Source organism: Clostridium sp. TF06-15AC (assembly GCF_003481165.1).
GTDB lineage: Bacteria > Bacillota > Clostridia > Lachnospirales > Lachnospiraceae > Otoolea > Otoolea fessa.
This window is the reverse complement of record NZ_QUKS01000006.1, coordinates 60,410-73,444: the sequence shown is the minus strand read 5'-3', so window position 1 is coordinate 73,444 and position 13,035 is coordinate 60,410. Positions and strand designations below refer to the sequence as shown.

Sequence of the window (13,035 nt, the reverse complement as noted above, 5' to 3'; positions counted from 1 at the left end):
AAGTGGGGTAATAGTTTTATCCCCATAAAAAGCGGTTGATTAAATGTATTTTAGGATTTTCCTATATAAATCCCACAGCCTCGGTCCACAAAAACCACCCAAATCACTCAACCCACGATGCTCATGAACATCTCTATCTTCAACCTCAAAGAGTCTATGGAAATCATCTCCTTCACCTACATAGACTGATTTGTCATAATTAAGAAATGTAGACTCGCCACTAAATTGGTCACCTGTGATATCTATTACAATATGTTTGTCTACCATCAGCCACGCATGAGATTGTCCGTTTCCATCCAGTTTACCCCAATATGTTCCACAGACATAATCTGTTTTGATACCTTTATCCAATAAATACTGAGCCAACAAATCACTCGTATCTCCGCAGCAAGCACGTGGAAATCTGCGATATATGCTGTCGTTATCAAACTCCCCTGCTTCCAAAGCCAAATCAATCGCTCTTCGAAATTGGGTTGCGAACTGTTTAATTTCCTTCATCATACGCTCCTTTAACAAAACCGCTTTTGCGAAAAAGTATCCTTTCGCCAAAATGTATATTTCCCGTTCTCCAAAGCCTATCCCCTGGGGTAAACCTCCTGATATATCATCACTCTGTGGAAACAGAAACACACATCTATTTTATTCCCAAAATGGCGAAATCCTTTGATTTATTGGGCTTTTCTTGACAGAAGGCAGACTGTTTCCACATGCCCCGTCCACCCAAACAAATCCACCGGCCATGCTTCTTTCGCCCGATAACCGTGCTTTGCGAATACTTTCAAATCGCGTGCCAATGTATCCGGACCACAGGAAATGTAGACGACACGTTTCGGCTGCATCAGGGCTACCGCGTCAATAAATTCCTCGGTACTTCCGCTTCTCGGCGGGTCCATAAATACCACATCTGCACTCTCGCCTCTAGCTGCCATATGAGACATGAACCGGCCTGCATCATTGCAGAAGAACTGTGCATTGGTGATGCCATTCTTCTTCGCATTCTGCACCGCATCCCGCACAGCATCCTGATTCAACTCTACACCGATCACCTTGCCTGCGTGCTTGCTGGCGATAAGTCCGATGGTACCGATGCCGCAATAAGCATCCAGCACCGTCTCCTTGCCTGTAAGTTCTGCCAGTTCCATCGCTTTTCCGTACAGCTTCTCAGTCTGAACTGAGTTAATCTGATAGAAGGAACGGGACGAAATACGGAACCGGAGCCCGCAGAGAACATCCTCTATATATCCTTTTCCGTACAGAACGTGTTCTTTGTCGCCAAGCACCATACTGGTGCTTCTGCCGTTGATATTCTGGACAATCGTAGTAATTTCCGGGTGCTTTTCACGAAGCGCCTTGACGAAATTGTTCTTCGACGGGAATACCGGGGATGCTGTCACCAAAACGACCAGAATCTCGCCGGTTGTGAAGCCGCGGCGAATCAGTACATGACGCAGCAGACCGTATCCGGTGTCCTCATCAAAAACACGGATCTTGAATGAACGAAGCATACTCCGGATCGTCACGATGATCTCGTCTGCTTTCTGATCCTCAATCAGACAGGAATCCACCGGAAGAATCCGATGTGTCCCCTCTTTGTAAATGCCAGAAATCGGATTATTTTTCCGATCCAATCCAAATACCGCATGAACTTTATTGCGGTAATGATACGGCTCTTCCATTCCAATGATCGGACGAACCGGACAGACACCGCCCAGCAGTTCTTCCATGCGCTTCTGTTTTTCTTTTAACTGCTGATCATAGGTTAAATGGAGATACTGACAGCCACCGCACTCACGGTAAATCGGACATTTTGTTTTTTCACGCTGTCCACCACGAACCGTTTTCTGACCGTCTTTTTCCCCTACATTTCGTTTTCTGTCCCCATGTGTGCCCCATTTATCCTCAACTCCAGACACTTTACGAGCAGATTTTCCCTGTTTTTCCCCATTGACTCCCACTTTTGCACTATTCTTGGAAAATCCAGTTGTTTTCTTCCCCCGGCCAAACGATTTCTTTCCTTCCGTTCTTTTTCCATCAGAACCATTCCCTGCTGTCTTTTTCCATCCTGTTTCTTTCATTTTTTCTCACACTTTCTTTCTTCGCTTATCTTCTACGCCTCTCCCAACTCTGCTTCCGTCTTCACGCCCTTAAAATTCTTCTTCCAACGTTCTTTCTTAAAATGCACCGCGTAAATGAGTCCGCGCACGCATTCATCGGCTGCCATTGCGATCCAGACGCCTTCCAGCCCCCAGCCGAGCTTGCTGCCGAGCAGCCAGGAACCAGCGGCAGCTACGACCCACTGGAAGGTGATTCCGACCATGGTCGGGGTCAGGACATCGCCGACCGCAATCAGGCATTTGGTCATAACAATGTTGACCGCGCGCCCGATCTCCAGCACAATCTCAATCACCAGAATCCGCCGTCCAAGCGCAATGATCTCCGGGTTGTCTGTGAAAATCAGGAAAATGTATTTACCTCCCAGGCACATCAGCACCGCCATCCCGACACACGCCGCAATCGCAACCTTCAGTGTCGCATTCACTCGTTTCTGTATATCATTCAGACGGCGCGCTCCGATCAGGTAGCCCAGCACAATCTGGGTTGCCGTCGCGATCGCCATCGCATAAACATAATCAATATTGGCAAAAATCGTACAATATCCCTTGGTTACAGTAACCAGCGTGCCAAAGGAATTAACAATTCCCAGAATTATCATCTGGGAGAGATTGTACGAAAAACTTTCGACCCCCGTCGGAATTGCCAACAGGCAGAGATTTTTTAAAATCTGCACCGGAAATGGACGCAGATAACTCATTCCCATTTTGACGCGGCGGCTCTTGAAAAACATTCCGATCATCAATGTCAGACCAACTAACTTACTGATATCCGTCGAGATCGCCGCTCCGACCGCCCCAAGCTGCGGCATTCCGAACCAGCCGTTGATTAAAATCGCATTTCCCACAATATTCATGGCATTCATGATAACTGATATAATCATGACTTCCTTTACCATGGCAAATGCACGGATCATCGCTGAGAAGGTCAGATACAATCCCTGCACCAGAATAAATGCGCCGACAATCAGCAGATACAGCGACGCCTCATCAAAAACCTCCTCCGGCACATGGATCGCCCGGTAAAGCGGCGTGTGCCCGGCAAAAACCAGGATCGTTGCCGCAAGACTGACGCCGCCGATCAGCACGATCGAGACCATGCAGGTCCGGGATGCATTTTTTTCATCCTGCGCGCCCAGATACTGGGACAAAATCACAGTAACCGCCGTCGATGCCATGCTCAGCACGATAATCACCAGGTTCATGATCTGGTTCGCATTGACAATCGCTGCCACCGAGGGCTGCGATACCCGGCTTACCATCATCTGATCAACGTTTCCGACCAAAAGCTGCAATAACAGCTCCACGAAGATCGGCAGCGACATCAGAAATAAATTCCGGTTCGTATTCATTTTGTCAATATCATTTTGATATTTCATATTTTCCCCTTACTTGTAATAATAGCAAAACAGCACATACAGCCGTCCAAACACTCTCGTATTCGCCCGGCTGCATGTGCCATTTTACACGATACTATATTGAATTGCAAGTGGAAGTCATTCTTTTTCCCTTACAAAAGCCCCCTCATTTTTAAATAATCCTTAATCAACTGAACCGCCCCGTCCACACCAATCTGTGTCGTATTGATCAAAAGGTCGTAATTCTCCGGCTTCTCCCAGTCGCGCCCTGCATAATAACGATTATAATCGCGGCGTTCCCGGTCGATCCGGTGGATATTTTTGAGGACATCTTTGTCCGCGTAGAGATTCCGCTCACGCACGCGCTCCTCGCGCACCTTGATATCCGCGTAGAGGAACACACGAATCAGTCCCTCGGTGCCGTCCAGCACATAATCCGCGCAGCGGCCGATGATGACGCAGGATTCCTCCGCCGCCAGCTTCCGGATCACTTCCGACTGGAAGCGAAACAAATTGTCGGCTGAAATGAGATCGGAACCGAACGACGGTGCGCCCTTTTCCGGTGTCAATGTATTGATAATCTTGTATAAAAGCCGGTTGCCCGCCTTCTCGTCTGCCAGATGGAAATAGCTCTCTTTGATACCGCTCTCATCTGAGTTCATACGGAGAATGTTCTTATCATAAAAACTGATCCCCAGATCTTCCGCCAACTTTTTGCCCGTATCCGCACCGCCGCTTCCATACTGCCTCGCAATCGTGATGATAATTTTTTTCTTCTCTGACATACCAAACCCCTCCCTTTATCTACAAGAAAATGCATGTTGCTTTCTATCTTCAGCATACCATAATGAGGGGATTTTTTCCATTCATTTTTACAAAAAGCACAGCAAAAATCAATCAAATAAGTCATTCTATTCTTATTTTCAGATAGTGCCTGTTTTTCAGCTTTTCTCCCCTACTTTACCTCCCTCTCATACAAAAGCACCGTCGGAAATCCCGCCTTCCGCAGTTCCTGTTCCATCCGCACAGCGTTGTCGAGATTTTTAAACGCACCGACCCGAAGCTTGAAATACGTCCCATCGTACACCAGAAATGCAGGGAATCCCATACGGCGCAGTTCTTCTAACTGCTGCTCTGCCAGCGATCGGATGCGGTACGCCCCCGTCTGGATCTGGTAATAATAGTCGCTCTCTTCCACCGGACGGCGATCCATGTCGTCATCGATTACATTTAGAATCCCAGATGCAACCGCCGCCGCAATTTCGTCAAACTGCGCGTCAAACCGCTTGTTATCCTCCGGATTGTCGATAAATCCGGCTTCAACCAGAACCGCCGGCATCTGCGTTTTCCGCAGCACAATCAAATCCGGGCGCTCGATCACGCCGAGATCCACATATCCGGTGCGCGCCAGCTCTCTCTGGATTGAATCCGCCAGCTGTTCTGATTCCCTGCCTGTCTTGTACACCAGCGTCATGACGCCCGAACCTTTTCCCGGCTCACTCGCCGCATTGCGGTGCAGGGAAACAAAATAGTCCGCGCCCGCCTCATTTCCCATCTCTGCTTTCTGGTAGGGCGTGTCATAAACGTCCGTTGACCGCGTGTAGACGACATTCACCCCATTTTCCTCGAGAATCCTCCCTACTGCCAGCGCCAGACGCAGGGTATCGTCCTTTTCCATCCGATCCTCAAATACTGCTCCCGGATCTTTCGTTCCGCCGTGCCCGGCATCTATCATCACTTTCTTTTTTTCTTCCAAAAGAAAAGACTCCTCTCACATATCGTTGTACTACTACCATATGTGAAAGAAGTCCCAAAGTTTCCTGTTTAATTATTCCTCATACTCCCCGCTAAACACTTCCACCGCCGGTCCAGTCATGAACACGCGGTTTTTCTCTCGGTCCCAGCGGATCTGCAGGCAGCCGCCCAGCAGCTCGACCTCAACCGCATCCTCCGTATGCCCTGCCAGAATGGATGCAACGGCAACCGCACAGGCACCTGTTCCACATGCCATCGTTTCGCCGGATCCGCGCTCCCAGACACGCATTTTTACGTGTGTGCGGTCAATGACCTTGACAAACTCGGTGTTGGTACGATCCGGGAAACGCTTATGGAACTCGAATTTCGGTCCAATCGTCTCCAGATCCAGGGAATCAATCTCATCCATAAACAGAACGGCGTGCGGATTTCCCATGGAAATTCCGGTAAATTCGTATTCCGTTCCATCTACCTCGATCTTCTCCGGAAGCTCGGAAGTCTGCTCCGGCTCGCCCATATCGACGGTGACCGCCGTTACTTTGCCATTTTCAACCTTCATATCCAGATATTTAATCCCGGACAATGTCTCAACAGAAATCTGCGGCTTGTCCACGATATGGTGGTCATACGCATATTTTCCCACACAGCGGATGCCGTTGCCGCACATCGCGCCGCGGGAACCGTCCAGATTGTACATATCCATGCGGCAGTCTGCCACCTCAGATGGGGTAATCAGAATCAATCCGTCGGAACCAATTCCAAAATGGCGGTCACTGACGGCAATCGCCAGCTTCTCCGGATCGTTTACCGTTTCTTCAAAACAGTTGACATAGACATAATCATTGCCAAGTCCCTGCATTTTTGTAAATTTCATCGTTTTTGCTGCTCCTTCTGCCTTTTTGATCCTATTGTAAAGGATCTTACGCCATTTTGTAAAGACTGATTACCATTTGTGCCGCCTCAATAAGGCTGACCTGACTGTCCATGCTGCATTTCTGCAGATATTTGTGCGCCTCCGGCTCCGCCATCCGGTTCCGCTCCATCAAAATAGCCTTTGCGGTGTCGATCGCTTTCTGATCCTCTTCCCTGCGCTTCTGCGGCGGCTGGCGGCGCATCCGCCGTCTTTTTTCCGCCTGTGACTGCTCAATCATGCGGACTGTCGAAACTAAATCTCCCATTTTAAACGGCGCCGGCAGGCAGACAATCCTTCCCATCGCTTCGCCGCTCCACCGGCTCGGGGAAGCAATGAGAAGCAAATCAAATCCCGGCGGCAGCTGGTCGGCAAGCTGCCGGCAGGTCATATCACCAAACCGGTAGCCGCTCACCACAATCCCGCTTCGCAAATCATCGGTTAACGCTAAAACCTGCGCGCCCGATGTGCAGGAGGCTGTGACCTGTATTCCATGTTTTACGAGTATATTTCTAATATTTCGTCCGTCCTGCGGCTTCGAAAATGCTACTATGATGTTTCCCACGTGGTCTCACCTCACTGCGATTTCGTACCCCCTAACAACGATACAGATATTCCGCTGTCTCCCAATCCGTCACATAGGCACAGAAGCGTTCCCACTCCTCTTTCTTGCCCTCGCCGTACATCCGGCAGAACTTTTCCCCAAATACACGGTGTGCAAATTCATTCTGATCCAGCTTCTGGAGCAATATCCCCAATGTCTCCGGGAACCGCGGCGCATTCTCATCGCCCGCTTCTTCATCCAGCACCAGCGCCTTCTCGATTCCTTCCAGTCCTGCTGCCAGAATCGCCGTCAGCGCCAGATACGGATTCGCAGACGGATCCGGGAACTGCACTTCCACGGAAATACGTCCGTTCCGGTCTTCCTTCACATGAACTGCCTTTTCACTTCCTTTTTCCCACACAGCCGCCGGGAACTCCGGCTGGAACACCGTGCTCCGCTCCGCCGCCAGACGTTTATATGAATTGACGGTCGGATTCGTAAAAATCATCATATCACTCAGATTTTTAAGCACGCCTGCTGCAAAATGCTTCGCCTGCGCCATCGCCTCGGCGCCCCGTCTGGAAGAGATCGACACGCCCACATGAAGCCCCGAGCCGTCGCCGCTCATGTTTGGCTTCGGCATAAAAGTCGCATGCAGACCGTGGCGTTTCGCAATCCGTTTGACCGCCGCCTTGAACGTCTGTAAATAATCTGCTGCCTCAATGCCCCGGCGCGCCGGAAGGACGAAGCTGTGCTGTCCGGCAGTCAGACCATGATGCGTGCTCTCGACCGCAAATCCTGCTTCCTCCAGGCTCAGAACCATGTCCCGGCGGACGCCCTCTGCCAGATCGATCGGCCCCGCGTCATAATACCCGGCAACCTCATGCGTCACCGTCGTCGGTCTCCCATCATCATCCGTGTGAAACAGATAAAACTCACACTGGAAATCAAAATCAAAGTCCAGTCCCATCTTCTCGGCACGTTTTACCGTTTCCTGTAAAATATGACGCGAATCCGTCCAGGACGGCGTCCCATCCGCATTGCAGACCTGGCAGATCACGCGCGCTACATTTTCCTGCCCGGAATCCCACGGAAGGACCTGATACGTTGATGCATCCGGCTTCAAGTACAATTCCACACTCTCGCTCTGGTCCGTCAGATACTCCGGCGCCGCCGCGCCCTCGATCCCAGCTTTCTGTAAGCCGCCGAGCGCAAACCGGTTGATTGCATACCCCTCTTTCATCGCTTTTTCCGCCTGCCTCCGCGTCATCTGGACCATTTTGCACTGTCCAAAAATATCGGTAAACTGCAGCTTTACCAAATCAACATCTTCATCAAAAAAAGGTTCGGATCGGTTCGTATTCTCTCCCATCGCCATTTCCTCCTATAAAAAACGAGGCAGCTGTCTCTGTCTCCAGTCAGCCCCCTCGCCCTCTTTTCATATACGCCCAGAATTTTCCTGCCTATACAGCCCCCAAAATTTCAAGCATACGTTTATGATCGTTTTGCTGTGTGAGAATGCCCCTGTCATTCTTTTCACAATTTTTATAAATAAAATATAGCAGTCCGATATTTTTCTGTCAAATACTTTTTTATTTAATCCGCAGCTGTTCGCTCAATTCATTTCCCAACTGGATATGTCCCACATATCCGACCTCGCCGACCATGTAAACCATGCCGTCCTCCTTTATTTCCACTTCCAGCGTGCCGCCCGGCATATGGACGTACATATGCGGATCAGCAAGTCCCAGGCGGTATGCCGCACTCGCCGCCGCGCAGGCGCAGCTTCCGGACGCCAGCGTATATCCAACGCCTCTCTCGTAGATCTCGATCTGGATATTCGTCCGGTCAAGGACATTTAAAATCTGCGTATTGACCTTTTCCGGGAAATATTCGGATGTTTCCGAATGCTCGCCGATCCGGCACACCATTTCCTCCGAAATCTCATTCATCCAGATAACACAGTGCGGATTTCCCATTGAAAGACAAGTCGTGACATACGGAATCTTTCCAAATACCATCGTCTGGTTTACCATCTCCCGCCGCTCGCCGGTCACCGGAATCTCATCGCTCCAGAACGTCGGATGTCCCATCGAAATTTTCACACGGGTCGCATCCTCGTTGAGATAAAAGACTGTCTCCTCGCCTCCCAGCGTTTTCCAGGAGATCGTCGTTTTCTGCACATATCCCGCGTCCCGCAGATATTTTGCAAAAATACCCATGCCGTTGCCGCTCTTCTCCGCCTCGCTTCCGTCCGCGTTGTAGATGCGTACATAAAAATCATTTTCCCCCAGATATGGACCCGCCAGAATGCCATCCGCGCCGATGCCAAAATGACGGCTGCACATCTTCTTGATATTCTCCGCATTCAATTCCAGATCATTCTTATTTGGATCAAACACCAGGTAATCATTTCCCATACAGTGATATTTTTCAAGCACAACCTGTTTCATCGCGATACCTCCTGCCCCTTTTAATCAATACCATAAAAATCTTTCATCGTAACTGTTCAGTACCTTCACAGTCACGCGCAAAAACCCATTAAAAATTGCCTACGGCAATGGGATTTTTGCCTGCTGACCCATGTTTTCGTACGGTCAGCGCAGTAAATGCGCAGACCTACTGAACAGTTACCTTTCATCAATGATTTCTATTCTACTTCCATTCTTGAAATCACTTTATCATGCATATCCATTTATGTTTTGAATATGTCTGCATTTTCATAATATTCCATCTATGCTTTCTTTAATTTCAATTTTAGGAAAATATAGCAGCTTTTAATAGAAGAATCATGCTTTAAATATTGCATATAATGCTATATAATATGAACTAAGAAATGAAATGTCTGTGTTTCAAAACATATTTATCTCAGAGGAAAACAACAAACTCAATGCATTTATACAAGATATAATTTCCCGCAACAATCAACCTGCAATACACTCAAAAAAAGGAGTCCCATTATGCCAGAAAACACCACCCACGAATCCCCCGCCTACGAAAAACGCGGCTACCTCAACCACGAATTCCGCCTTTTCCACCTGCGCGGGCAGATGGATACACCGGTTGCCTACCACTATCATGATTTCCACAAAGTCCTGATCCTGTTAAATGGCGAAGCGGACTACATCGTGGAAGGCCGTTCCTACCACCTCCGCCCGCTCGACATCGTCCTCGTCGGCGCGCACTGCCTGCACAAGCCGGTCGTGCCATACGGAAGCCGATATGAGCGCATCATCCTCTACCTGTCGCCGGAATGTCTGGATGCATTCTCCTGTGCTGACTGTGCGCTCGACCTCTGTTTCCAGCTTGCCAGAGAACAGCAGTCCGATGTTCTGCGCCTCGGTTCCCTTACCATGACGCCGCTCTTAGAGGCGCTGTCAAGACTGGAAAATGCCTATCAGGCAGGCGGTACAAATGACAATGGCACAGACAATGCTAACTTTGAATCCCTTGGTGGCAGCAGCTATGGCTCCGGGCTTCTTCTGCGTTTATTATTCCTGGAATTTATGGTACACCTTGATCGCGCCGCCTCCGAAAACCATCGGGAATACGTTCCGACCTCCCCTTCCGGCGAAAAAATCCTGGAACTCATGCGCTACCTCTCTGAACACCCGGAAGAAGACCATACGATCGACCAGCTCGCCGCCCGCTTTTACATAAGCAAATACCACATGATGCGTCTCTTCCGCCAGGAAACCGGCTACACCATTACCGAATACCTGACCGAAAAACGCCTCCAAAACGCAAACGAGCTCCTGCGCCGGGGCACCCCCGTCACAGAAGCCTGCTATCAATCCGGATTCCGCAATTATGCTGCGTTCCTCCGGGCATATAAGAAAAAATATCGCGATACGCCGCATAATTTATCCAGATTAAATTACAAAGAAAATTTTACTATATAATAAGGAAACCTCCCTATTCTTCCCTCCGGAATTTCTGAATCGCCTCCATCAGCATCCTGAAATTCCGGATCATCGAATCAAACGCCCCATATTTATAAAAATTGATAAAGACAAGCCCCACCGGCACCGCCAGAATCATGCCTGTCAGCCCGCGCAGCTTAAATCCCAGATACAAAAGAAACAGGGTCATCAGAGGCGGCAATCCCATCGACTCCCCGACGATCTTCGGCTGGATGATCTGACGGACGACCTGCGTCAGGATGTAGAGCAGGATAAGCCCGGTCGCATACGCATACTCCCCCGCGAACAGCTTCACAACCGCCCATGGGAACAGCACCGTTCCCGTTCCAAAGATTGGCAGAAAATCCAGAATCGCCGTCAAAAATGCCAACAGGACACCGTAGCGGACACCCAGCACCAAAAATCCTGCCGCGAGAATCAGCGCCACCACACACATGATACGGAATTGTGCCAGAAAATATCCTCCAATCACTCCCTTTGCGTCCCGTTTCATATACTCGATATAGCGGAATATAAATGCCGGAAGATGCCCCTTCAGCCAGAGCATGATGGACTCCCGGTCCGCCAGAAACAGATATGAAGACAGGATAGTAATGACCATATTTACCAGAAGATTCGGAATACTCTTCGCCACATGTCCGGCGATCTGCACGGTCGGTTCCGCCGCCCGCGATACCAGTTTTCCAAACAAACCATCCAGATTATCCGAAAATGCCAGCAGCGGCGGCTGTAAATTCTGAGGAAAATATTCTGCAAGCTTCCGCCCATTCTGCAATGCATCCTCAATCTCAGCGATCACACTCTGATATATTTCCGGTGCATCCGCCAGAAAACTTCCCATTTCCCGGTAAACCAGAAGACCCGCCCCGTAAAAAAGACTGATCACGATCGCCAGCGCCGCGATAATGATCAGCATCGAGCCGTGGCGCCGCACCAGCTTCACGCGCCGTTCCAGAAACCGGACCAGCGGATTTGCTAAAAGTGCCAGGATCCATCCAACCACAAACGGCATGAAAAAGCGCAGAAGCCTGGGACCTAAAAAGATGACCAGACATAGACCCAGGAACGGAATCACAATATTCAGAATCATTCTAAGATATCGTTTCATCTCATCCTTTTCCTTTCCGAGGCAATGATGCAATTTCGCTATACCAGATTATAGTGTTCCGCAATCTTTCTGAATGCCGGAAGCGATCTCTCGATCTGCCCATACGATACGCAGTATGCGATGCGCACATAACCCGGGCAAGCGAATGAACTTCCCGGTACTACCAGTACATTGTACTGTTTGCATACCTCGCAGAATTCTTTCTCATTCTCCACCGGGGATTTCACGAACAGGTAGAACGCGCCCTCCGGCTTGATGCAGGAAAATCCGCACTCTTTCAGTCCGTTGTAAAGCAGGTTACGGTTGCGGTCGTAAGCTTCCAGATTCACATTCGCATCTACGCAGCGCTTGATGACTCTCTGCATCAGGGATGGCGCATTGACACAGCCCAGAACACGGTTCGCGATCGTTGCCGCCTGGAATACATTTGCGCTCTCATCCATCTCAGACGGGATTACCAGATAACCGATACGCTCGCCCGGAAGGGACAGGGACTTGCTGTACGAGTAGCAAACCACTGTATTGCGGTAATATTTTGTCACATACGGTACAACCGCGCCGTCGTAAGCCAGCTCACGGTACGGCTCATCGGACAGAAGCACGATCGATGTGCCAAATTCCTTCTGTTTCTTTTCCAAAATTGCTGCAATCTTCTGCAGTGTTTCCTCGGAATAAATAACACCGGTCGGGTTGTTCGGGGTGTTGATGATGACCGCCTTGGTTTTTTCGTTGATCTTTTCCTCAAATTCAACGAGATTCGGCTGGAAATCCACCGTATTCGGAGATACAACCACCAGCTCGCCGTCATAGTTGCGGACATAGGAACCATACTCTACAAAGTACGGTGCAAAGGTAATGACCTGCTCTCCTGGATTTAACAGGGTCTTTAAAATAACATTCAGGCCACTTGCCGCACCGACCGTCATCAGAATGTTACCTGCGTGAAAGGAGGTGCCGAACCGACGGTTTAACGACTGTGCGATCGTCTCGCGCACATCTTCATAGCCTGCGTTGGACATATATCCGTGTACAAACAGGGAATCTTCTTCCTTTACGATATCCTGAATCGCCTGATTTACCTCTGCCGGAGCCGGTACGCTCGGGTTTCCAAGGCTGAAATCAAACACATTCTCACGTCCATATTTCGCCGCCAGCTTATTGCCCTCTTCGAACATCATACGGATGGCAGAGTTATTTTTCATAAGCGGTATCATTTTTTCTGAAATCATTGGCTTGCCCTCTTTTCTATAAAATTGATCAATGCGGCAATTCAATCTGTATACAAGCAGCACTTTAACTTGCTGAATTGTCGTCTTTTTGTTATTA

Annotated in this window: 12 protein-coding genes; 1 reads left to right on the top strand and 11 read right to left on the bottom strand. The window is 49.3% G+C overall.

Annotated features, from left to right (window positions below):
- Positions 1-39: 39 nt before the first annotated feature.
- The 9 genes from DXC57_RS12135 to dapF (DXC57_RS12095) form a co-directional block, all read right to left on the bottom strand.
- Positions 40-549, bottom strand: a complete 510-nt coding sequence (locus tag DXC57_RS12135) for a hypothetical protein (RefSeq protein ID WP_147354098.1) — start codon at positions 547-549, stop codon at positions 40-42.
- 119 nt (positions 550-668) lie between these two features.
- Positions 669-2,075: a 23S rRNA (uracil(1939)-C(5))-methyltransferase RlmD gene (gene rlmD, locus DXC57_RS12130; RefSeq protein ID WP_118652835.1), complete on the bottom strand. Its 1,407-nt coding sequence runs from the start codon at positions 2,073-2,075 to the stop codon at positions 669-671.
- Positions 2,076-2,107: 32 nt separating this feature from the next.
- Complete coding sequence (locus tag DXC57_RS12125; protein ID WP_118570477.1) at positions 2,108-3,490, bottom strand: MATE family efflux transporter; 1,383 nt, start codon at positions 3,488-3,490, stop codon at positions 2,108-2,110.
- Between the two features lie 131 nt (positions 3,491-3,621).
- Positions 3,622-4,254, bottom strand: coding sequence for a cytidylate kinase-like family protein (locus DXC57_RS12120; protein ID WP_022358543.1), 633 nt, complete (start codon positions 4,252-4,254; stop codon positions 3,622-3,624).
- A 170-nt stretch (positions 4,255-4,424) separates the two neighbouring features.
- Positions 4,425-5,225, bottom strand: a complete 801-nt coding sequence (locus DXC57_RS12115; protein ID WP_117795973.1) for an N-acetylmuramoyl-L-alanine amidase — start codon at positions 5,223-5,225, stop codon at positions 4,425-4,427.
- Positions 5,226-5,297: 72 nt separating this feature from the next.
- Positions 5,298-6,098, bottom strand: a complete 801-nt coding sequence (gene dapF / locus DXC57_RS12110; RefSeq protein WP_117795974.1) for a diaminopimelate epimerase — start codon at positions 6,096-6,098, stop codon at positions 5,298-5,300.
- A 46-nt stretch (positions 6,099-6,144) separates the two neighbouring features.
- On the bottom strand, positions 6,145-6,699 hold the full coding sequence (locus tag DXC57_RS12105) for an ANTAR domain-containing protein (RefSeq protein WP_117795975.1): 555 nt from the start codon (positions 6,697-6,699) through the stop codon (positions 6,145-6,147).
- A gap of 31 nt (positions 6,700-6,730) precedes the next feature.
- Entirely contained in the window at positions 6,731-8,050 is a 1,320-nt protein-coding gene (locus DXC57_RS12100; RefSeq protein ID WP_118570476.1) for a glutamine synthetase family protein, read from the bottom strand.
- A 220-nt stretch (positions 8,051-8,270) separates the two neighbouring features.
- Positions 8,271-9,131, bottom strand: coding sequence for a diaminopimelate epimerase (dapF, locus tag DXC57_RS12095; RefSeq protein ID WP_118652833.1), 861 nt, complete (start codon positions 9,129-9,131; stop codon positions 8,271-8,273).
- A gap of 507 nt (positions 9,132-9,638) precedes the next feature.
- On the opposite strand from dapF (DXC57_RS12095), the gene DXC57_RS12090 reads away from it, so the two are divergent.
- Entirely contained in the window at positions 9,639-10,580 is a 942-nt protein-coding gene (locus DXC57_RS12090; protein WP_118570475.1) for an AraC family transcriptional regulator, read from the top strand.
- A gap of 13 nt (positions 10,581-10,593) precedes the next feature.
- Here the strand turns inward: DXC57_RS12090 and ytvI are convergent, their stop codons facing one another.
- On the bottom strand, positions 10,594-11,709 hold the full coding sequence (gene ytvI, locus DXC57_RS12085; protein ID WP_118570474.1) for a sporulation integral membrane protein YtvI: 1,116 nt from the start codon (positions 11,707-11,709) through the stop codon (positions 10,594-10,596).
- Positions 11,710-11,747: 38 nt separating this feature from the next.
- A complete protein-coding gene (locus DXC57_RS12080; protein WP_107001247.1) occupies positions 11,748-12,938 on the bottom strand; it encodes a pyridoxal phosphate-dependent aminotransferase in 1,191 nt (396 codons plus the stop codon).
- Positions 12,939-13,035 lie beyond the last annotated feature (97 nt).